The sequence below is a fragment of the Woronichinia naegeliana WA131 genome (genome assembly GCA_025370055.1).
Taxonomy (GTDB): domain Bacteria; phylum Cyanobacteriota; class Cyanobacteriia; order Cyanobacteriales; family Microcystaceae; genus Woronichinia; species Woronichinia naegeliana.
Map to the genome: position 1 here is coordinate 36,701 of CP073041.1, position 22,387 is coordinate 59,087.

At 39.3% G+C, this 22,387-nt stretch carries 10 protein-coding genes and 13 pseudogenes; 13 read left to right on the plus strand and 10 right to left on the minus strand.

From position 1 onward, the window contains the following. Positions 1 to 9: 9 nt before the first annotated feature. The 7 genes and pseudogenes from KA717_00170 (at position 10) to KA717_00200 (ending at position 6,565) form a co-directional block, all read left to right on the plus strand. Positions 10 to 960 carry a branched-chain amino acid ABC transporter permease gene (locus KA717_00170; GenBank protein ID UXE61485.1) on the plus strand — a complete coding sequence of 317 codons (951 nt, stop codon included), beginning with the start codon at positions 10 to 12 and terminating at the stop codon, positions 958 to 960. Positions 961 to 1,004: 44 nt separating this feature from the next. Continuing rightward, entirely contained in the window at positions 1,005 to 1,940 is a 936-nt protein-coding gene (locus KA717_00175; protein ID UXE61486.1) for a branched-chain amino acid ABC transporter permease, read from the plus strand. Between the two features lie 38 nt (positions 1,941 to 1,978). Then, complete coding sequence (locus tag KA717_00180; protein UXE61487.1) at positions 1,979 to 2,404, plus strand: clan AA aspartic protease; 426 nt, start codon at positions 1,979 to 1,981, stop codon at positions 2,402 to 2,404. Then, a complete protein-coding gene (locus KA717_00185; protein ID UXE61488.1) occupies positions 2,401 to 3,177 on the plus strand; it encodes an ABC transporter ATP-binding protein in 777 nt (258 codons plus the stop codon). Before KA717_00180 ends, KA717_00185 begins: the two co-directional genes overlap by 4 nt. Positions 3,178 to 3,302: 125 nt before the next feature. Next, positions 3,303 to 3,599: pseudogene (locus tag KA717_00190) on the plus strand (transposase). A gap of 287 nt (positions 3,600 to 3,886) precedes the next feature. After that, a pseudogene (locus tag KA717_00195) lies at positions 3,887 to 5,372 on the plus strand (IS1380 family transposase). A gap of 216 nt (positions 5,373 to 5,588) precedes the next feature. Further along, positions 5,589 to 6,565, plus strand: a pseudogene (locus KA717_00200) (IS5 family transposase). 229 nt (positions 6,566 to 6,794) lie between these two features. On the opposite strand, the pseudogene KA717_00205 reads toward KA717_00200, so the two are convergent. Continuing rightward, a pseudogene (locus tag KA717_00205) lies at positions 6,795 to 8,132 on the minus strand (IS5 family transposase). A gap of 124 nt (positions 8,133 to 8,256) precedes the next feature. On the opposite strand from KA717_00205, the pseudogene KA717_00210 reads away from it, so the two are divergent. The 3 pseudogenes from KA717_00210 (at position 8,257) to KA717_00220 (ending at position 10,045) form a co-directional block, all read left to right on the plus strand. After that, positions 8,257 to 8,640, plus strand: a pseudogene (locus KA717_00210) (transposase). A gap of 205 nt (positions 8,641 to 8,845) precedes the next feature. Next, positions 8,846 to 9,154, plus strand: a pseudogene (locus tag KA717_00215) (transposase). Between the two features lie 12 nt (positions 9,155 to 9,166). Further along, a pseudogene (locus KA717_00220) lies at positions 9,167 to 10,045 on the plus strand (ISAs1 family transposase). Between the two features lie 11 nt (positions 10,046 to 10,056). Here the strand turns inward: KA717_00220 and KA717_00225 are convergent. The 4 genes and pseudogenes from KA717_00225 to KA717_00240 form a co-directional block, all read right to left on the minus strand. Further along, a pseudogene (locus KA717_00225) lies at positions 10,057 to 10,296 on the minus strand (transposase). A 113-nt stretch (positions 10,297 to 10,409) separates the two neighbouring features. Beyond that, a pseudogene (locus KA717_00230) lies at positions 10,410 to 11,068 on the minus strand (IS630 family transposase). Between the two features lie 49 nt (positions 11,069 to 11,117). Beyond that, positions 11,118 to 12,188, minus strand: a complete 1,071-nt coding sequence (locus KA717_00235; protein ID UXE61489.1) for an IS1634 family transposase — start codon at positions 12,186 to 12,188, stop codon at positions 11,118 to 11,120. 143 nt (positions 12,189 to 12,331) lie between these two features. Beyond that, positions 12,332 to 12,871, minus strand: a pseudogene (locus KA717_00240) (IS1 family transposase). A 305-nt stretch (positions 12,872 to 13,176) separates the two neighbouring features. Here KA717_00240 and KA717_00245 point away from each other — a divergent pair. Together KA717_00245 and KA717_00250 are read left to right on the plus strand one after the other, a co-directional pair. Next, positions 13,177 to 13,854, plus strand: a complete 678-nt coding sequence (locus tag KA717_00245) for a hypothetical protein (GenBank protein UXE61490.1) — start codon at positions 13,177 to 13,179, stop codon at positions 13,852 to 13,854. A 74-nt stretch (positions 13,855 to 13,928) separates the two neighbouring features. After that, positions 13,929 to 14,399, plus strand: coding sequence for a helix-turn-helix domain-containing protein (locus KA717_00250; protein UXE61491.1), 471 nt, complete (start codon positions 13,929 to 13,931; stop codon positions 14,397 to 14,399). Here KA717_00250 and KA717_00255 read toward each other — a convergent pair. Continuing rightward, positions 14,366 to 15,691: pseudogene (locus KA717_00255) on the minus strand (IS4 family transposase). The gene KA717_00250 and the pseudogene KA717_00255 overlap by 34 nt on opposite strands. A 103-nt stretch (positions 15,692 to 15,794) precedes the next feature. Between KA717_00255 and KA717_00260 the strand changes: the two are divergent. Further along, positions 15,795 to 16,199, plus strand: a complete 405-nt coding sequence (locus KA717_00260) for a hypothetical protein (GenBank protein ID UXE61492.1) — start codon at positions 15,795 to 15,797, stop codon at positions 16,197 to 16,199. A 674-nt stretch (positions 16,200 to 16,873) separates the two neighbouring features. On the opposite strand, the pseudogene KA717_00265 reads toward KA717_00260, so the two are convergent. From KA717_00265 to KA717_00280, 4 genes and pseudogenes are all read right to left on the minus strand, one after another. After that, positions 16,874 to 18,013 (minus strand): annotated as a pseudogene (locus tag KA717_00265) (IS5 family transposase). Between the two features lie 210 nt (positions 18,014 to 18,223). Beyond that, positions 18,224 to 18,427, minus strand: a pseudogene (locus tag KA717_00270) (IS5/IS1182 family transposase). 443 nt (positions 18,428 to 18,870) lie between these two features. Continuing rightward, positions 18,871 to 20,361: an AAA family ATPase gene (locus KA717_00275; protein UXE61493.1), complete on the minus strand. Its 1,491-nt coding sequence runs from the start codon at positions 20,359 to 20,361 to the stop codon at positions 18,871 to 18,873. 49 nt (positions 20,362 to 20,410) lie between these two features. Beyond that, the gene (locus tag KA717_00280; protein UXE61494.1) at positions 20,411 to 22,084 is read right to left on the minus strand and encodes a serine/threonine-protein kinase; all 1,674 of its coding nucleotides are present in this window, start codon (positions 22,082 to 22,084) and stop codon (positions 20,411 to 20,413) included. Positions 22,085 to 22,387: the final 303 nt, after the last annotated feature.

Below are 22,387 nucleotides of genomic sequence, written 5' to 3' on the forward strand. Positions count from 1 at the left end.
TAGGCCCTAATGGATTTTACCGTTTTCTTCCAACAGTTTCTAAATGGACTCTCCATCGGTAGTGTCTATGCAATTTTCGCCCTGGGCTATACGCTGATTTTTTCCATTTTAGGTATTATTAACTTTGCTCACGGGGCTATTTTTACCCTAGGAGCCTATTTTGTCTATTTTTTAATTGGCGGCAGTTCGGGTTTTAACGGTTGGTTAGCTAATTCTAAATTGCCCTTTGCCCTGCCCTTTGCGATCGCCTTAATCTTAGGGAGTATTTTAGCGGGAATAACCGCCTTAATTGTGGAAAGACTGGCTTTTAGACCCTTGAGAAACAAAAAAGCTGATCCCCTATTAACTTTAGTTTCTAGCCTAGGAGCCGCCGTTTTTATTGTCAATCTTATTCAACTTGTTTTTGGGGCAGAAATTTATACCTTTCCAGAGAATATCTATGGCAATTTACCGGCGGCGATTAACTTTGGTTCAACCGATAAACCGATTTTAATTAGAACTGCCCAAATTGTGATTTTTCTTGTCTCTGGTTTGACGGTGGCGATTCTGACCTATGTCATTAACTATACGAAAATTGGTAAAGCCTTACAGGCCGTGGCTGAAGATCCAATGACGGCCAGTTTATTAGGCATTAATCCCGAACAGTATATTGTTTTAACGTTCTTTCTGAGTGGTTTTCTCGGTGGTATGGCAGGAGCCTTAGTGGGAACCAGTGTCAGCATTGCTGGCCCCTATTTTGGCATTACCTTTGGACTGAAAGGTTTAGGCGTGATTGTGTTAGGTGGATTAGGCAATATTCCAGGTGCAGTCATGGGAGGATTGGTAATTGGATTAGCCGAATCCTTTGTACCGAGTGAATATTCCGGCTATCGAGAAGCAATTTCTTTTACCCTTTTATTTTTAATGTTATTGATTCGGCCCCAGGGTTTATTTGGCCGTTCCCAAACGGCTAAGGTTTAACGTCTTTTTCTTTAAAATTCTCTATTTTTACCAGAGCCAATCAGATGACAGATTTTCTGAATAGCTATAGTTCCTTAATTATCTCCATGTTATCCGGGGCAATTTTAGGATTGTCAGTGTATTTTCCTCTGATGGCGGGGCAATTATCCCTCGCGAGTCCAGGTTTTTATGCCCTAGGGGGTTATATTGCCGCTATTCTTTCGACCAAAGTATTGCCCTTTTCAGGTGAGCTTTTTCCAATACCTTGGTTGGCCTTAGAATTAGTCATTACAGCCATTATTTCCGTCATTTTAGCGATTTTATTAGGCATTCCTGTTCTACGCTTACGGGGAATTTATTTGGCGATCGCCACCATTGCCTTTGTAGAAATTTTACGAATTATCGCGCTTAACCTGGAGATTACGGGGGGAGCCGTCGGTATTTTTGCCATTCCCCAACCTTTTCATTCTCAATTGAGTTATCTCTGGTTAATGTTACCACTTTTAGGCTTAACAATGTTGTTTCTTTACCGCTTAGAAAAAGTTAGGGTAGGACGGGCCTTAAGCGCGATTCGAGAAGATGAATTGGCCAGTGGTGCGATGGGCATTAACCCAACCTATTATAAGGTTTTATCTTTTACCCTGGGATGTGTGTTAGCCGGTTTAGTGGGTGTTATTAACGCTCATTTTTTAAATACCTGGAATGCCCGTCAGGGAACCTTTGATGCCAGTATCATTTTCCTGGCTTTTGTTCTAATTGGTGGTTCTCGAACCTTTATTGGGCCAGTATTAGGGGGTATCATTTTAACCGCTTTACCTGAAGTGCTGAGGGCGATCGCGGGTCTATCTAGTTTACCCGTTGGCTTGGCGACTTTTTTAAGAGATGGTCGTCTGCTCATTTTTGGTTTTTTGATTGTCGTCGGTAGTATTTTCTATCCCCAGGGAATGATCACGCCGGAATTATTAAAAAGTTTAGGGCTTAAATTCAGTTTTAAAAAATAGCTTTATAATTTTTATGTTATCCTCAGAGGCACAAAATAATGGGTCTTGTTTATAGTGATATACAACTCAAAAATCCCAGTCAAACTGGCTTGGCAGCGATCGCCGTTCAAGCCTTAGTCGATTCTGGATCCGTCCATTTATGTATTCCCGAACATATTCAAATTCAATTACAGTTAGCGATCGTGGATCACAAAGAGGTGATTTTAGCCGATGGGAGTCGCCGTTTAATCCCCTATGTTGGGCCGATTGAAATTCATTTTAAAAATCGGGTCGGTTTCGCTGGAGCTTTAGTGCTAGGAGATCAGGTTTTATTAGGAGCTATCCTGCTAGAAGACATGGATTTAGTGATTATTCCCTCGACTAGACAATTAGATGTGAACCAGAATAGTCCTAATATTGCTTTATCGATCGCCAAGGGCTTGCTCCCTTCTTCTTCTACTTTCCCCCATCCTAAAAATCTATGATCCAGGATGCTCAAACCATACTAGAAGTGGATAAAATCACCCGTCGTTTTGGGGGATTGGTTGCCGTTAATGAAGTTTCTTTTACAGTACAAGAGCAGGAAATTTTTGGTTTAATTGGCCCCAATGGAGCCGGAAAAACGACTTTATTTAATTTGATGACGGGTTTAATTCCAGCCTCTGCTGGTAAAATGTATTGTCAAGGGGAATTATTAAATCAATGTCAACCTCATCAAATTGCAGCTAAAGGCATTGCTCGTACCTTTCAAAATTTACGGCTTTTTGCTAATCTTTCCGTCTTAGAAAATGTTAAAATTGCCTGCCATCTCCACTATCAAGCTAATCTTTGCCAATCTATTTTGGGTTTACCCCCCACTGCCCAAGCAGAAAAACAAGTCCAACAAAGTGCATTACAATTGTTAGCCTTGATGGGTTTAGAAACCCAAGCTGATCAGTTAGCCGCTAATCTGGCCTATGGCGATCAACGACGTTTAGAAATTGCTAGGGCCTTGGCTTTGAATCCGCGTATTTTGTTGCTGGATGAACCAGCGGCGGGGATGAATCCCTCTGAAAAGGGAGTTTTAACGGACTTGATTCGCCAAATTCGCAACGATTTTAAACTAACAATTATTATTATTGAACATCATGTTCCCCTAGTCATGGGATTATGCGATCGCATTGCGGTGTTAGATTTTGGACAACTTATTGCTCTGGGACAACCGGAAGTGGTGAGAAAAGATCCCGCCGTGATTGAAGCCTATCTAGGAGATGAATAAGTAGGGCTTGCCAAAAAAGGCTAAAACCCTTATAGAGAAAAGAGTATAGCCATAAAAACAACGTCAAAGATGCAGGAAAATAAGCTAGAATGAGTCGGAAACCTTGCATCCCTCCCCTCAACAGTATGTATCGCAAAGAACAGTACACAGAAAAAACACTGGAAAACTTCAAAAACCTGTTTGAGGGGAAATTGGACGAAGAAAATCGTTGGATAAAAATGTCAAAAATGATTCCCTGGGAGGAATTTGAAGGAGAATATGCTAAAAATTTCAAAGAAGAAAAAGGAGCACCAGCAAAGTCATTTAGAATAGCATTAGGGGCATTAATCATTAAATAAAGGTTAGGAATAAGTGATAGAGAAACAGTAGAGCAAATAAAAGAAAATCCGTATTTACAATACTTTATCGGAATAGAGAGCTACAGTAGCGAGGAGCCGTTTGAACCCGCATTTCTCGCAAAAAGAATGAGTACGAAACCCAGAAACCTTACAGAGTATGGGTTTTGACGGTTTGCTCGCCTTGAAAAAAAAATGACAGTGTGTGATCAGGATTCAACCTAAGAACATCATCAATTAGACATTGAAAAAAGAACAAATTTAAAGCGTATATTTTTGGGCTAATTAATTAATAAATCATTAATTTTAAGCAGAAAAGAGTTAAAAGCTTGCTATAATTTAGTCATTAGAATTATTTAAATTATGTCAAGCTTATGACTCCTAGTTCAGCCCAGTCTCCAGTCAATTACTTAAATTTTGGAAAGCTCAATGGAAGACAAGTAATCGCTAATTTTGAGGGAGGTAGAATCACCTCAGATGCTGGAATTGTGTTGATAGCAGAGTTAGATAAAAAGCTACAAATAACGGCTCGCTTCTCAGAATGTTTTCAAGATTACCGAAATTCATCTTATGTGGATTATTCAGTGAACCAATTACTGGCACAAAGAGTTTATGGCATTATTCTAGGCTATGAGGATGTAAACGACCATGATAAATTACGCTACGACCCCGCCTTAGCGATAGCCTTAGAAAGACTAAATTTTATCAACTCAAACGAAGCAGATTTAGCGGGAAAAAGTACAATTAATCGACTAGAGTATCGTCCAGAAACAGTTATCGAGCAAGAGAAAAGTCGGTACCATAAAATCGAGCATAACCCCAAAGAAATTGAAAAGACTTTTGTGGACATATTTCTAGAATCCTACAAAAAGGCACCGAGACAAATTATTTTAGATATGGATGTAATCGATGACCAAGTGTATGGCTCTCAAGAAGGTGCGTTTTTCAACACGCATTATCAAGGAGTTTGTTATGCGCCTTTATATATTTTCTGTGGGCATCATTTATTAGTAGCGAAACTTCGCTCATAAACATGTCGATCCAGCCGGCGGAGCTTTAGAAGAATTACAGAGAATCATCGGAATTATTAGAGCAGAATAGAAAGAGACTCAAATCATAGTTAGAGGTGATAGTGCATATGCTCGTGAAGATATCATGAAATTCTGTGAAGAGCAAGCTTGTGTTGATTATGTGATAGCGATGGCAAGTAATAGCCAATTAAAACTACGAGCGATGGCTACAATTGAGAAAGCAAAAAGTGATTATGAACAAAGACTGGAACCTGTGACTAAATTAATGGAGACACTATTTTCTCCTGAGGATAAATTAGAAGAAGTCGGTGAATTAGTCCCAGAATCGACTTTTTATCGCTCCCTTTGCTACAAAACTCAAGAATCTTGGAGTTGTTCAAGAAGAGTGGTCACTAAAGTTTGTTATGGTAGTGGCGGATTAAAAATTCGTCATGTCGTCACATCTTTACCCGCTTCAAAAATTCCTCCCTCAAAACTTTATACAGAGAAATATTGTCCGAGGGGCGAGATGGAAAATCGGATAAAAGAACAACAATTAGATTTATTCGCAGACCGCACTTCAACCCAGACATTTGAGAGTAATCAATTAAGACTATGGCTATCCTCAATAGCTTATGTTTTGATGCAAGCTTTCCGTCAAAATTGTTTATCTAAAACGGCTTTTGCGAAAGCAACGGTAGGAACAATTCGCCTTAATTTTCTGAAATTAGGTGCGAGAATTACTGTGAGCGTCAGAAGAATTTTAATCGCCATCGCCAGTTCTTGTCCTTATCAAGATATTTTGGCGATTGCTTATTCTCGAATCCAAGGAATGCCTGCTCCTGGATAAGTCGAATAGTTTTCAAAGAGAACAAAATAATCTTGCCAAGGGCTGCTCATCAATTCAGCCCATTTTGTCATGAGAATTTTGACTAACTAATTAGGGCTTGCTGAAAAAAGCTGAAACCTTTACGGAGAAAAATAGTAGGCGAATTAAGAACCGCTAGAATGCACGAAAATAGGGTAGAATGCCTCAAAACCATTGCATTAAGAAGAGAGAAAGCAGATGTACCGAAAGCAACAGTACTCAATTGAAACACCAGAAAACTTGAAAAATCTGTTCGGCGGGCAGTTAGACGAAGAAAATCGTTGGATAGAAATGTCAAAAATGATTCTTTGGGAAGAATATGAGGAAGAATATGCAAAAAACTTCACAGAAAAAAAAGGAGCCCCAGCCAAATCATTTAGAATGGCATTAGGAGCATTAATTATCAAAGAAATTTCAGGAAAAAGTGACAGAGAAACAGTAGAACAAATAAAAGAGAACCCTTATTTACAGTACTTTATAGGAATGGAAAGCTATAGTAGCAAAGAAGCATTTAATGCGTCAATGATGGTTCATTTTCGTAAAAAAATAGGAATGGAATTAATAAATAAAATTAATAAAGAAATAGAAAAAAAGCGACGGGTGTAGCGTCAGAAAAAAAAGAAAATGAAGGAAAGTTATTGTTAGATGCGACTTGTACACCAGCAGATATAAAATATCCAACGGATATAGGAATATTGAATGATGCCAGAGAAAAAACAGAAAAAATAATAGATAAGCTGTATGAAGAAATAAAAGAGAAAAGGAAAGAAAAGCCGAGGACTTATAGGGAAGTGGCAAGAAAAGAGTACTTAGCCATAGCAAAAAAACGTCGTGTGTCAAAAAAAGAAAGAAGAAAAGGAACAAAAAAACAACTAGGATATATAAAAAGAAACTTGTCTGATATAGAAAAAATGATAGAAGAGGGAGCAAAGTTAGAAAAACTAACGAAAAAAGAGCAAGAAGAGCTTGTAACGATAGGAAAAGTGTATGAGCAACAGTTAGAAATGTATGAAAAAAAGACAAATAAAGTAGAAAACAGAATTGTGAGTGTAAGCCAACCTCACGTGCGTCCAATAGTGCGTGGAAAAGCGGGAAAAGCAGTAGAGTTTGGAGCTAAAATATCGGCAAGTAATGTGAATGGCTTTGTCTTCTTAGACAAATTAAGTTGGGATAATTAGGGCTTGCTGAAAAAGTCAAAAAACGAAAGAAATGTGGGTTAGGGAAGTATGGACTGAAAAAGCATAGATAACTTATCCTTATGGAAACAAATCAAAATACAGATTTTGTTTAATCTATTGTTCCTTTCTGTCTAAAAAGGTCAACACAAATCACTCCTCACAAAAGAGAGGAAAATTAACACCATTTTTCACAAGAAAAACGACTCTACAACTTTTTACTTTTTGTCTTCTGAAGTAGAGTAGAAAGATTCATTACCAAAAAGTTCATCGCAATTACCGTTTCCGAGGTCTCAGGTAGTTTGGCCATCACTCGACCAAGACTAAATTTCCTCTTTCCCTGTCCGAATTTACCCTCAATGGCATTACGCACTCTTTCATCTGAGCGTGCCTCTTTCTTTTTTTCTTTGCTCACCTCTTTCGGCGGTCTTCCCAATCGGGGACCACTCATTCTTATATCCCTTTCTTTACAATAAGCTCGATTCGCTTTTGTTCGATAGATTTTATCCACATGAACCGATTCCGGATAACATCCTGTTTCCCTTTTATATTCTTCTATTCGCGCTTGTAAATCTCCCGATTCGTTGTAATTATCCCAACTTAATTTGTCTAAGAAGACAAAGCCATTCACATTACTTGCCGATATTTTAGCTCCAAACTCTACTGCTTTTCCCGCTTTTCCACGCACTATTGGACGCACGTGAGGTTGGCTTACACTCACAATTCTGTTTTCTACTTTATTTGTCTTTTTTTCATACATTTCTAACTGTTGCTCATACACTTTTCCTATCGTTACAAGCTCTTCTTGCTCTTTTTTCGTTAGTTTTTCTAACTTTGCTCCCTCTTCTATCATTTTTTCTATATCAGACAAGTTTCTTTTTATATATCCTAGTTGTTTTTTTGTTCCTTTTCTTCTTTCTTTTTTTGACACACGACGTTTTTTTGCTATGGCTAAGTACTCTTTTCTTGCCACTTCCCTATAAGTCCTCGGCTTTTCTTTCCTTTTCTCTTTTATTTCTTCATACAGCTTATCTATTATTTTTTCTGTTTTTTCTCTGGCATCATTCAATATTCCTATATCCGTTGGATATTTTATATCTGCTGGTGTACAAGTCGCATCTAACAATAACTTTCCTTCATTTTCTTTTTTTTCTGACGCTACACCCGTCGCTTTTTTTCTATTTCTTTATTAATTTTATTTATTAATTCCATTCCTATTTTTTTACGAAAATGAACCATCATTGACGCATTAAATGCTTCTTTGCTACTATAGCTTTCCATTCCTATAAAGTACTGTAAATAAGGGTTCTCTTTTATTTGTTCTACTGTTTCTCTGTCACTTTTTCCTGAAATTTCTTTGATAATTAATGCTCCTAATGCCATTCTAAATGATTTGGCTGGGGCTCCTTTTTTTTCTGTGAAGTTTTTTGCATATTCTTCCTCATATTCTTCCCAGGGAATCATTTTTGACATTTCTATCCAACGATTTTCTTCGTCTAACTGCCCGCCGAAACAGATTTTTCAAGTTTTCTGGTGTTTCAATTGAGTACTGTTGCTTTCGGTACATCTGCTTTCTCTCTTCTTAATGCAATGGTTTTGAGGCATTCTACCCTATTTTCGTGCATTCTAGCGGTTCTTAATTCGCCTACTATTTTTCTCCGTAAAGGTTTCAGCTTTTTTCAGCAAGCCCTAATTACAACGAATCGGGAGATTTACAAGCGCGAATAGAAGAATATAAAAGGGAAACAGGATGTTATCCGGAATCGGTTCATGTGGATAAAATCTATCGAACAAAAGCGAATCGAGCTTATTGTAAAGAAAGGGATATAAGAATGAGTGGTCCCCGATTGGGAAGACCGCCGAAAGAGGTGAGCAAAGAAAAAAAGAAAGAGGCACGCTCAGATGAAAGAGTGCGTAATGCCATTGAGGGTAAATTCGGACAGGGAAAGAGGAAATTTAGTCTTGGTCGAGTGATGGCCAAACTACCTGAGACCTCGGAAACGGTAATTGCGATGAACTTTTTGGTAATGAATCTTTCTACTCTACTTCAGAAGACAAAAAGTAAAAAGTTGTAGAGTCGTTTTTCTTGTGAAAAATGGTGTTAATTTTCCTCTCTTTTGTGAGGAGTGATTTGTGTTGACCTTTTTAGACAGAAAGGAACAATAGATTAAACAAAATCTGTATTTTGATTTGTTTCCATAAGGATAAGTTATCTATGCTTTTTCAGTCCATACTTCCCTAACCCACATTTCTTTCGTTTTTTGACTTTTTCAGCAAGCCCTAAATACTCACAAACTTGCCTCACTATATGAAGCATTTGAGCCTTCCACGGCTCGTCGTCTAGTCGAACGGTTGGAAATTCACCATACCCCAAAACATGGCAGTTGGCTTAATATTGCTGAAAACGAGCTGTCCGCAATGACTCGGCAATGCCTAGCTCGTCGAATTCCAGATCGGGAAACTTTAGAGCAAGAAACAACGGCTTGGTACACTCAGCGCAATCATTCCCAAAAGTCGGTAGATTGGCAATTCACGACGGCTGAGGCTCGTATCCGTCTCAAGCGTCTTTATCCACAAATAGAAAATTGACAGACCACTAGTCTGAATCCAGAGCAATTTCAAGACTGTTTTCTGCATTGGGTCAAAAGTATAGCGGAGGTAAGTGAAGGGGAAGTGATAGCGATTGACGGCAAAACCCTTCGCCACTCCTATGATAATGCCAACGGAAAGGGCGCAATTCAGATGGTAAGTGCATGGGCAACAGCAAATCGTCTAGTACTAGGACAGTGCAAGGTGGAAAGCAAATCGAATGAAATCACGGCGATACCCAAACTCCTGAAAATGCTAGAGGTCAAAGGTTGTATCGTAACGATTGATGCCATGGGAACTCAGACAAAGATTGCCCAACAGATAGTAGGGCGAGGGGGAGATTATGTTTTGGCATTGAAAGGCAATCAAGGTAATCTATGTGAGGATGTTGAACAATTATTTGCTCATGCTCAATCGGTTAATTTTGCGGGAATTAAGCATGATTTTCATCAAACAATAGACAAGGGACATGGACGGATTGAAATTCGCCGTTGCTGGACGATGGAACAAACAGAATTTTTGCTGGGTGCGGAGAAATGGGCAAAGTTGACGAGCATCTGTATGATTAAAGCGGAGAGACGATTGAAAGACAAAACAGAGTATGAGACTCGCTACTATATCAGTAGCCTGCCGAGTAATGCTCAAAAATTATCCCAATCTGTTCGTAGTCATTGGCTGATAGAAAACTCTTTACATTGGGTTCTAGACTTGGCCTTCAACGAGGATGCTTGTCGCATTCGTAAGGATTTTGCTCCTGAGAATTTAGCCGTCTTACGCCATATCGCTCTTAACTTGCTCACAAAGGAAAATACTCTGAAACTTGGTATCAAGAATAAACGGCTACGCGCTGGTTGGGACGAGGACTATCTCCTTAAGGTTTTACTCGGATAAGATGCGTTTGCCCTGTTGGCTTCTTGGGGTTCAAAGGTCTCATATAAGGCATAGGAAACATGGGTATTCAGGTTGTCGTAAATAAGTGTTATCTTTTCGGCTTCTGGATGATAAATATCGACCAGAGATTTCAGTTGATGAGCATAATCTTTTTTAGTACGACGTTCGGTTACTTCTACGTGTCGCCATCCAGCTAGGGGTTCAGAAAACATAAACAAATTGCTCACCCCATTCCGTTCATATTCGTAGTCAGGCGTTGCTGACTTGAGGTATGAATCTCTAAAGATGCAATTTTTAAAACATTGACTCACACTGGTTTCTAGATGTATGCAAAATTCTATTTCATACCCTGATTAAGCAACGCCTCGTAGTCATACCTTTCTACCTGTCCTGGTTCGGCAACTAAGGGCGTTTTGTTCTCCTTGACCAATTGTTTGTTGGTTTCGTCAAAGCAAACTACGGGATGCTTGGGGTCATAAGGACGTTTGTAAATATCCAGCACATTTTCCATGCAACAGACGAATTCTGCATTGGCTTCGGGGGGAATCACCCAACATTCCTTTAACCAAGGCTTTAGTTCGTTTTTTTTAGAGTTTGACGCACTGTTTCATGGGAAATGCCTTCTACATGACCCAACTCCACCATCTTGTCTGCTAACAATCCCAATGTCCATGCCCCTCTTCCTTCTGGTGCTTCTGTGCAGGCAATTGCAATCAAACAGGCTTCTTTTTCTCCATCTAACAATCGTGGTCTTGCCTTTAAGGGCGTTCGACGCGATAGAGCTGATTCTACGCTTTCTTCTACAAACTTTTGTCGTACTTTTTCTATAGTGCTAACACTGATATCCAGCGCTTCACTGATTTCTTTATCTCTTAATCCTCCTTTTTCCTGATTTATGTCTGCTTTTAGCAGAATACGAGCATGGTTGACTCTATACGCAGGAGATTTTCCTTTGGTTGTTATACTTTCCAATTCTTTTCTTTCTTCTTGCTCCAGAGCAACTATGTATTTTTTTTTAGCCATGATTTCTCTTGAATGTTTAGGTCTTCCCCATTCTCACACTTTTTACCCATCAAATCAAGGATGACTGACTAATAGTCTGAACCTCAACTTGACTGAGTTGATGATAAGTCAAGGTTTTTGGCCAGAGTTGAGCCTCAGTAAGAGCATCGGCCTCACAAGCAAAATTCTGTCCACAAAGTTTCTGCCATTCTTTTTTGACAACTTTATCGGCTTTCTCAATTTTTTGACTTATAGCTTTATTATCGGACTGGAGACGTTGAGCACTTTCGACCACAAGCCATCGTTGCTGTTCACCCCCATATTCCGAAGCCCTCACTTGCCAACGATAACCGTCCTGTTCACCCTGCTGCCATTGGTCTTCTGATATATTTGCCAAAGTCTCAGTGGCTTCTTTCAGAGGGACACGACTTAACCATTGAATTGACCTCGCCATGCCCACATTTTCCGCCGTATAAAAAGCTCCATCCATCACCGATAAACCTTCCATATTCAACGTTTCTTGACAGTCTTTGATTATCTGGGGAAACACCTTTTTATCCGATTCATTGCCATCTCCTAATTGCATAAAGAGAGGGACACCACCATCTCCACTACATATCATATTTAACATAAACTGTTTTAGGTCTGGTCGTTTATCTCTGGAATAACCAAATTTTATTTTTATGGCTTTTGTCTGCTCGTCTTCCTCATCTTCTATCCTTTCCTTATACTTCCCTTGTACAGACATTGAGGTTGAGTCTAAATGCTTTGACTTTTGTTCTATTCCAAAGATTGCTGCCGCTTTTAGGACTATTTTCGTGAACCGGTTTTTTACCCCCACTCCAAATACCTTATCCAATGACCTTCCTAGCTTGTCATCATTTAAATCTTCTGCTTTTATTCCTTCTCCTAATAGGTATTCTAATGCTTTTCCTTTAAAAAACTCACTCAACAAATATAACGGAGCATTGATACATCCTAAGCAGTTTAATATCATTGCTTTTACTATTGTACCTACACTGAGCTTTTCTTGAGGATGAGTTCCCACTTCCTCATCGATAATTTCTACTAAACCCATTTCATCTATAATTCCCGCTACGATTCCTAAGTGGTCGAGGTCTTTAATATTTAGGTTATTCATTTTTACTGTTGATTCTATCTAAGACAAGACTCCATTTTAGAACTTTATTGACATTTTTTATCCTTGCCCGAAATCAATGCACAAGTACCGATACTAGCTCGCGTGAACTAGTGCTCCTCTTCGACAACCTGCGGAATGTGGGTTTCAACATGATTAGTTTGTCCCGTCTCTTTACCGACTGCTCGATGACGTTTACTGGGAATAACTTTCTCAGAAGATACCCAAAAATCCGTGTAAGCAACGGCACATTGTCGGTAAACAGCAGGCAAACTTGCCCAAAGTTTTTTGGCTGATGCACGGCTTCTGTCCCCAATATAACAACCAACAATTTCTCTTGTTGTTCTGTCTATAGCTAACCAGACATAAAACTTATTTTCTTTGGAGAAAACAAATGACCAAAGCTCATCACATTCGATAGTTAATTTTCCTCGCGCTTTTTCTGAAACGCTTATCTGACGAGGTACCGCAGCAAATTTATCATTAACATAATTCTGTAACCATGACCAACTTACTCCTGTGACTCTTTCAATTCCCCGTAGAGAAATTCGCTCTAGTAGGAGCCTATCAATTAATTGTTTTGTCTGTTCTGAAACTCTCTTCTGACTAGAGTTAATAACAAACTGGCGACCACAGTCTTTACATAGATTTTTGGGCTTACCATTATGGGCGGAACCATTCTTAATAGTGTGATAAGAGCCACAACTTGGGCAAGGCTGTTTAAAATTAGTCTTTGAGGGACAATATTTCTCTGCCAATTGCTGTTCTACTGTCAATTGATTTAAGACAAAAAATAATAGCGCAAAAATGTTAGTCATAAAAACGTTGATTTAGGGGATAGATTTGAGAAAAATTTATATTAGTTGATATTCTACATCATCCCTGCCATATAAGCTATTTAGACTACCACTACTCAGCAATTCCAAATTCAAATGGTATAAATAGAGACAGAAAAACTTTGACCTATAGGAAGTTATGAATAAAGAGAAAAATGTCTACTGATTTTGCAGAGAGAAAGATGGAAGTAAACGACCTAAGTTTTGACGGAATCGTTCACTGTTTAAACGAGGTCATTGGGAAGATAGATGACCCCCGTTCGGTTAGTAATGCAACGAAATATAGTCTAAGAGAGGCGATACTGGGGGCATTTGCCGCCTTTTTTATGCAAAATGAGTCATTTTTAGAGTACCAACGTCAGCTTAACAGCCGTTGTGGGCGAGATAATGCTCAGAGCTTGTTTGGACTAGAAAAAATACCAACAGTAGAACAGATTCGCAACATTGTGGATGGGGTAGCAGCGAGTAGTCTATTCCCTTTGTTTGGGTTAATTTACCAAGCATTGAGGAGCATGGGATTCTTGAAAGCCTATGAAATATTGAGGGGAAATCTTCTAGTAGCAATGGATGGGACAAATTACTACAGTTCGGAAAAAGTAAATTGTCCATGCTGTTCAACCAAAACGTCAAAACAGGGAAAAGTCACCTACTTCCATCAGGCATTATTGCCCGTGATTGTTTCCCCAGACCATGAATCAGTTTTTTCCTTACCCCCTGAATTTATTACCCCTCAAGACGGGTCTGAAAAGCAAGATTGTGAGCAAAATGCGGCGAAACGTTGGATAAGTAACCATGCTAGTAGTCTAAGGCGTAAGTTAAGATACTATTATTAGGCAACCGATAAAAAGATAAATATAGGTATATAGGAGAAAAAGTCACGCCCCGATTAGCCCCCAAAGAGTTAAAGTTGGAAGCAAAAGAACGAGAACATCTAGAAAAACTGATAAATCGTCATACAACAGAGCAGCAAATTGCCTTAAGGGCAAAAATAGTGCTTCTGGCAGATGAGGGAGAAAATAATCGAGAAATTGCTAGAAAATTAAAAATCAGCCGAAAAATGGCAAGTCAATGGAGAGAAAGATGGATAGCAGGACAGAAAAGTGAAATAGAAATAACAGAAAGAATCAAAGATGCTGAACGTAGTGGAGCACCCGCCAAGTTTAAACGCGAACAAATCTTGAAGTTGTTCAAATTAGCCTGTGATGACCCAAAGAATTATGAGCGTCCGATAAGTCACTGGACAGGACGAGAATTAGCCGAGGAATTAGTAAAGCAAGGAATAGTGGAAAGTATATCTCCTCGACAGGTAGGAAGATTATGGGAAGAAGCAGATATTCATCCGTGTCAACTTAAAGGAATGGGTTCCCAAATTTGTTGATTGAGAGCGGCCTTTTCTCGATGTCGCTTTCTCTCAGCTTTGACCAAACCAAATAACTTAGCACGTTCAGCCAGATAGGTTACTGTATCAGGCTTTTCTCCTCTAGCAATAGCCTTCGCTACATAGTATAGACTCCGAAACACCATCTCTACTGAGATTTTTTCTTTCGGTTGATTTAGAGCAATCGCCACTTCCCCTACCAATTGATTTAAGACCGTATAGAAAATCAAAGTGCAAATAATCTGGATTTGGACACCATTCTTATTACCTACCCATAAATAGGCTAGTCCTAAAAGTCTTTTCGTTAATAAAAAGGCTTCTTCGATTGTCCATCGTCTTCGATATAAATCACAGACCTCTTCGGCGGACAGTTGTTCGGGAGACAACACATTTGTTAAATACTGATACCAGATTGTTCCCCATAATACTGAGACTAATCTCACCGGATGCTTGCAAGGATTAGAACGGTAATTTCCCATAATGATAATCTCATCTCTGTAATGACTACCTTGAGACAATACTTGTTTGGTTTTGTAAGATGTACCCGCTCTAAATCTGGTTAGAAAAAACTTTTTAGCTTCTGTTAACAAATCAAACCACACAAAGCTAAAAAATCCCATATCTACGAGAATTAAACCATTTTCTGGTAATTTAGCTGCCAATTCTTCACACCATATTTTATCATTTGATTTATCATTTTCTGTGTACCATAAAGTAACGGGTCTTTGGGTAAAGGCTTCCACTACCATCATTATTTTACCCCCCAATTTACTCTTTTCTTCTTTACTTATTTTCATATTTTTCCTTATCTGCTCTAGCGTTTAGCCATCTGCTATCCACACTGCACTAAACTTTTCTCTTATTTTTTCCCATTTTTCTCCTACTTGGAGCTTCTTCCCTTTTTCGGCTGCTTTTTCTAACACTTCTTTTAGTAATATTGCAAATATTTCGGCTGGCACATTCATCATTCTTTTTGATACTGCCTGTTTGCTTACTTTTAATGATGCTACCCATAGCAATCCTTCTTCCTCTAACAGTCTTACCGCTTCACTTATACCCGCTATTTGACGATACACTATACTTAACACTAATGCCACCATTACTGGTAAATTTAATACCCTATCTCTCATCATTTTCTCATGAGTTCCCTGTAAATATTTTAATGGTGTAAACATTGTGGGTTCTAGTAATTCAAACAACTCTTTTGTTATTTCAGGGATTTCTACCCCTGGCTGATTTGTCTTACGACGTAAGTCTGGGTTTCCTTTTCTCCGAGGATGTTGTCTTGCCATTTGTTTTTTGCTCACTTTTTTATATACTAACCTTTTTTTCAGCCTACTCTTACTTCCGCCTGCTTTTAGGCTAATCTTTTGTGAGTAGGCATTTTGGCTTAAGTTGACACCAATGGCAGATATTAAACCCCATCAGTCAGGATACTGGCTGAATCCCCCCCCTGACCCAAATTTTGGGGAAAAAGTGAATGATATCTGCCAAGCCTATGAGAGTGCAATTTTAGGAGAGGAAAAGGGAGAAAAGACTATTTCTCTAGATGAAATGACGGGAATTCAAGCATTAGAGCGGAAAGCACCAGACCTTCCGATGTCTCAGGGGAAGATTCAAGGTCGAGAATTTGAATATATTCGTCACGGCACTCAAACGTTAATAGCCAGTTTTGATGTGGCCAAGGGTCAAGTAATCTGCTCTACAGTCGGAAATACTCGCACAGAGGCAGACTATTTAGGGCTTGCTGAAAAAGTCCACAAAACGAACCTAGATGCCACAGGAGGCGAAAAATGGTGACTTCAGAGAGTGACTTCAGAGAGTAGTTTCCAATTTCAACCCCCAGTTTTCCAACGACGTGCATGGGCTTTGAGCCTCCAAAGGCCATAACCTTGCACCTGATCGTTTTTAAAATGCTTGAAAGCATTATCTGGCAAGGGTTCTATACTTATTCAGCAAGCCCTATTTAAATGATTACCTTTTTTGACTCTTTCATTTACCTCGTTAAGTATTTCTACTTATTGCAAAGGTGAGATGCTCCCGATGAACTTTTTGGTAATGAATCTTTCTACTCTACTTCAGAAGACAAAAAGTAAAAAGTTGTAGAGTCGTTTTTCTTGTGAAAAATGGTGTTAATTTTCCTCTCTTTTGTGAGGAGTGATTTGTGTTGACCTTTTTAGACAGAAAGGAACAATAGATTAAACAAAATCTGTATTTTGATTTGTTTCCATAAGGATAAGTTATCTAGGGCTTGCTGAAAAAGTCAAAAAACGAAAGAAATGTGGGTTAGGGAAGTATGGACTGAAAAAGCATAGATAACTTATCCTTATGGAAACAAATCAAAATACAGATTTTGTTTAATCTATTGTTCCTTTCTGTCTAAAAAGGTCAACACAAATCACTCCTCACAAAAGAGAGGAAAATTAACACCATTTTTCACAAGAAAAACGACTCTACAACTTTTTACTTTTTGTCTTCTGAAGTAGAGTAGAAAGATGCATTACCAAAAAGTTCATCGCAATTACCGTTTCCGAGGTCTCAGGTAGTTTGGCCATCACTCGACCAAGACTAAATTTCCTCTTTCCCTGTCCGAATTTACCCTCAATGGCATTACGCACTCTTTCATCTGAGCGTGCCTCTTTCTTTTTTTCTTTGCTCACCTCTTTCGGCGGTCTTCCCAATCGGGGACCACTCATTCTTATATCCCTTTCTTTACAATAAGCTCGATTCGCTTTTGTTCGATAGATTTTATCCACATGAACCGATTCCGGATAACATCCTGTTTCCCTTTTATATTCTTCTATTCGCGCTTGTAAATCTCCCGATTCGTTGTAATTATCCCAACTTAATTTGTCTAAGAAGACAAAGCCATTCACATTACTTGCCGATATTTTAGCTCCAAACTCTACTGCTTTTCCCGCTTTTCCACGCACTATTGGACGCACGTGAGGTTGGCTTACACTCACAATTCTGTTTTCTACTTTATTTGTCTTTTTTTCATACATTTCTAACTGTTGCTCATACACTTTTCCTATCGTTACAAGCTCTTCTTGCTCTTTTTTCGTTAGTTTTTCTAACTTTGCTCCCTCTTCTATCATTTTTTCTATATCAGACAAGTTTCTTTTTATATATCCTAGTTGTTTTTTTGTTCCTTTTCTTCTTTCTTTTTTTGACACACGACGTTTTTTTGCTATGGCTAAGTACTCTTTTCTTGCCACTTCCCTATAAGTCCTCGGCTTTTCTTTCCTTTTCTCTTTTATTTCTTCATACAGCTTATCTATTATTTTTTCTGTTTTTTCTCTGGCATCATTCAATATTCCTATATCCGTTGGATATTTTATATCTGCTGGTGTACAAGTCGCATCTAACAATAACTTTCCTTCATTTTCTTTTTTTTCTGACGCTACACCCGTCGCTTTTTTTTCTATTTCTTTATTAATTTTATTTATTAATTCCATTCCTATTTTTTTACGAAAATGAACCATCATTGACGCATTAAATGCTTCTTTGCTACTATAGCTTTCCATTCCTATAAAGTACTGTAAATAAGGGTTCTCTTTTATTTGTTCTACTGTTTCTCTGTCACTTTTTCCTGAAATTTCTTTGATAATTAGGGCTTGCTGAATAAGTATAGAACCTTTGCCGGATAATGCTTTCAAGCATTTTAAAAACGATCAGGTGCAAGGTTATGGCCTTTGGAGGCTCAAAGCCCATGCACGTCGTTGGAAAACTGGGGGTTGAAATTGGAAACAACTCTCTGAAGTCACCATTTTTCGCGTCCTGTGGCATCTAGGTTCGTTTTGTGGACTTTTTCAGCAGACCCTAATTAATGCTCCTAATGCCATTCTAAATGATTTGGCTGGGGCTCCTTTTTTTTCTGTGAAGTTTTTTGCATATTCTTCCTCATATTCTTCCCAGGGAATCATTTTTGACATTTCTATCCAACGATTTTCTTCGTCTAACTGCCCGCCGAACAGATTTTTCAAGTTTTCTGGTGTTTCAATTGAGTACTGTTGCTTTCGGTACATCTGCTTTCTCTCTTCTTAATGCAATGGTTTTGAGGCATTCTACCCTATTTTCGTGCATTCTAGCGGTTCTTAATTCGCCTACTATTTTTCTCCGTAAAGGTTTCAGCTTTTTTCAGCAAGCCCTATCTATGCTTTTTCAGTCCATACTTCCCTAACCCACACTTCTTTCGTTTTTTGACTTTTTCAGCAAGCCCTATTTATTTTCTTATAATTGGTACGGAATATGGGTAGAAAGATTCTGATTACACCAGCTTTTATCAACTAAAGGTCGTACACTCCCTAATCCTCAACTTTCTGGGATATTATCAAAACGAATTAGTCTGATGAATGGTTTTGACTATCTTCATTTTTTGGTCTATTTGTGGGATAACTTTTGCTACTCCTCCGCTTAGACTAACAAAAGAGAAGTATCAATTGGGTCAATTTAGAAAATCAGTAGTAGTTTAATTGCCAGAAATATTTTGCATTTCAGTGTCCAACGTCATCACATAAGGTTTCTCCTGATCCGTAAAAGTTTCTGCTTGTTGCCATTGCTGTTCCAACAGAGCAACCGTTGCATCAGAAATATCTCCACTACGTTGCCAAAGGCGATCGCGGAGAGTGGATAAATTGGCTTGACAATGAATAATTTTTAGGGAAATATTCTGAGCTTGGGCGGCTTGAATGATGGTAGAACGCCAGCAAGAGCGGTCATATTTTGCATCTAAAATAACCGTAAATCCTTGGGGAGCTAACAACAAACCCAGTTCAGCTAAACGACCATAGGTTCTTTCATTCATTGCTGCACTGTATAAACTAGCATCGCCTTTGGTTTTCAACGAAATTCCTGCTAAATGTTTACGAACGGCATCGGAACGAATCTGAATGGCATTAAGTTGAGGCGCGAGATGATTAGCCACCGTACTTTTACCCGAACCCGATAGACCTGACATTAAAATAATTTTGCCCACAGGAATTTGGGTATAATGCCAAGCCAGTTGATAATAATCCTTGGCTAAGGCGATCGCCGTTGCCTTTTCAGTTTCAGAAATATGAGGATCATCACTTAACATCGAAGTCACTTTCGCCCTGACGTAGGCTTGACGACAGAGATAAAAAGGCAATACCTGTACTCCTTCCCAATCCCCTGTTTGTTCTAAATAAGTATTTAAAAAAATATTACCTAAATCTGATCTTCCCTTGGCCTCCAAATCCATAATAGTAAAGGCCACATCATACATCACATCTACCAAGCGGAAAGGTTCATTGAACTCAATGCGATCAAACAGTTGAATCTGATGATGCCAATAACAAATATTGCTTAAATGTAAATCACCATGACATTCTCGGATTTTATGGGTTAAACGTCTTTGTTCAAATAAAGCGACTCTTTGGGTAAGAAAATTATCCGTAAATTGGCGTGTCTGTTGATATCTTTCTAAGGTTTGAACCGAGCCAATATATTTTTCTGTCATCTGATAATTTTCATCCACTGACTGCTTAATAATTGCAATTTGACCAAAATTATCAATGTAATCGCTGGTTTTTGCCTTTTGGTGAAAGTCCGCTACCTTTAACCCCAACTCTCGCAGATATTCAGGTTTTAGTTCTCCTTCAGTAAAAAGATTAACCAAGAGACTGGACTGGGGAAATTCCGCCATTCTTAGTACATATTCAACAATATTTTCCTCACTGCCTAAAATAAAACGATCGCCAACCTGACTGATCGGTAAAACGGCTTGATAAATCTCCGGCGCGATCGGTTGATTCATCGCTAATTCCTGAAGCAGAAAATGATGCCGCTTCTCTAAAGTAGAATAATCTAAAAAGCCAAAATTAACCGTTTTTTTCAACTTATAGGCATAATCTCCCGTCAAAAATACCACTGAACAATGAGTCTGCATAACACCAATTTTTCCCTGTATCGGATGGGGATAAAAATCAGGTTTTTGCATGATCGCCAGCAGCGACTCAAAGTAGTTAAAATGCTCAATGCTCATTGAGTTACCACATCCCCCGTTTTCCATTCGGCATCACTGTACGCCAATTGGTTTTGGCTAGGGAAAGTTGCTCTGGAGAAATATGGGTAGAACTTAAATCCACTCCACAGAAATTGGCTCCCCGCAAACTGGCATACTTAAAGTTAGCCCCTCGCAAATCTGCCCCCCGTAAATCTGCCCCTTCTAAATTGGCATAACCAAAATAAGCATCACTTAAATTTGCCTCCTTGAGCGAGGTTTGCACTAAGATTGCTTTACCAAAGTCCGCACGGGTTAAATCTGCATTTTGAAAATTAGCACGACTTAAATCCGATTGATAACAATTGATCCCAGGAATAAAACACTTGACAAAGACAAGTCCCTGAAGATCCTGATCCGTAAAATCTCGTTTTCCTTTCTCATAGGCACTCAGCACCTCTTTAGTTGTCCATTGAACCGGCTGATTAAGGTTGACATTTTCGTTACCCCGACGATTATTGCGACTGCCCTTAACTGAGATATTTAAAGCCACACTTCCCTGACCGCCCCCACCGGCCGAAGCCGCACGAGGAGCCGCCGGATTAACCCCCCCATTGGATTGGGGAGAGGGGGAACTTTTCAGTCTCGTTTGAATGTCCGAGGGTTGAGAACGATTGACCGTTTTAATGCCAGTGTTCATCTGACTGAAGGAAGTAGAAATGTTGGAACGGATACCGGTGGCTGTATTAAGAGCAGTGGAGTCAGGGGAATCCTTAACGAGTGGAGCCGTAACCAAAGACTGTTTCATCCCTTCTTCATAGGGCAAGGCATTCATAGCATCCAGAACTTGTTGGGCCGATTTATAGCGGTGACGAACCGATATCTCTAGCATCGTTCTAATCACTTTGGCAAAGGACTCACCAACGGTGACATAACGCTCCCATTCCATTTCTCCCGTTTGATGATTACAGTCAATTTCTTTCGGGGTTCTCCCTGTTAAGAGATAAATACAGGTTATCCCTAGGGCGTAAATGTCACTGGCATAAACAGGACGCATGGCCATCTGCTCTGGTGGTGCGAATCCGGTAGTTCCGATCGCAAAGGCGGTTAGGGCCGTTTGAGCCGAGGTATTAGCCGCCAATACAGAATTGACCTTATTTTTAACGGCACCAAAATCAATCAGAACGAGTTGCTGATCGGTCTGACGACGAATGAGGTTAGCAGGTTTAATATCTCGATGAATGACTTCCTGGGAATGGATATAGGTCAGAATTGGGAGAATTTCCGTTAAAAACTGTTTCACCCCGCCTTCGCTAAAGGTGCCATTGCGTTTCACTTCTTGATGGAGATTATGGCCTTTTACGTATTCTTGAACCAAGTAAAACTGTTGACTATCTTCAAAATAATCAAGCAATCGAGGGATCTGGGGGTGATTACCTACCTTGCCGAGGGTCTGAGCTTCCCGTTCAAACAGTTGCTTCGCCATCCGAAAAACATTGGGATCATCCGTAGAAGGGCGCAATTGTTTAACCACACAGATCGGTGTGCCGGGTAATCCCACATCGGCGGCTGCAAAAGTCGCGCCAAATCCTCCTTTCCCCAGCAGACCCAGGGTCTGATAACGTCCATTCAAACGCAATTTACCCCCACAGGCCTGGCAAATTTGAACGTTATTGGGGTTCTTGGGATGAGGGCAAGAGGGATTTACGCAATAGCTCATTCCGTTTCACCGATAGGTTGACATTGAGAGTAAGGATATTTTTCTGAATCTGACTGGTCATAGGGGTTCTTCGCCTAACTTTATTGTCTCTCTTTTTCTCTAAAATGTCTTAACAGAGGCAATATTGAATACCCTGAAAGCCAAAAACTCCCTCAGAGATTCAAGCGATCGCTGGGATAGACTCAAATAGGAACAATTGGTCGAGATCCCGCTCCCTGAAGGAGAATGTCTCTTTTTGATGGGTGAGGGAGACAGGAATAATCACCATTAACGATACAATAACTAGACGATAAGTTGCTGAAA

Coding starts and splice junctions, on each gene's coding strand:
- KA717_00185 (UXE61488.1), top strand. CDS start 2,401: ATGATCCAGGATGCTCAAACCATACTAGAAGTGGATAAAATCACCCGT.
- KA717_00280 (UXE61494.1), bottom strand. CDS start 22,084: ATGAGCTATTGCGTAAATCCCTCTTGCCCTCATCCCAAGAACCCCAAT.
- KA717_00275 (UXE61493.1), bottom strand. CDS start 20,361: ATGCAAAAACCTGATTTTTATCCCCATCCGATACAGGGAAAAATTGGT.
- KA717_00235 (UXE61489.1), bottom strand. CDS start 12,188: ATGAATAACCTAAATATTAAAGACCTCGACCACTTAGGAATCGTAGCG.
- KA717_00170 (UXE61485.1), top strand. CDS start 10: ATGGATTTTACCGTTTTCTTCCAACAGTTTCTAAATGGACTCTCCATC.
- KA717_00175 (UXE61486.1), top strand. CDS start 1,005: ATGACAGATTTTCTGAATAGCTATAGTTCCTTAATTATCTCCATGTTA.
- KA717_00245 (UXE61490.1), top strand. CDS start 13,177: ATGTCTACTGATTTTGCAGAGAGAAAGATGGAAGTAAACGACCTAAGT.
- KA717_00180 (UXE61487.1), top strand. CDS start 1,979: ATGGGTCTTGTTTATAGTGATATACAACTCAAAAATCCCAGTCAAACT.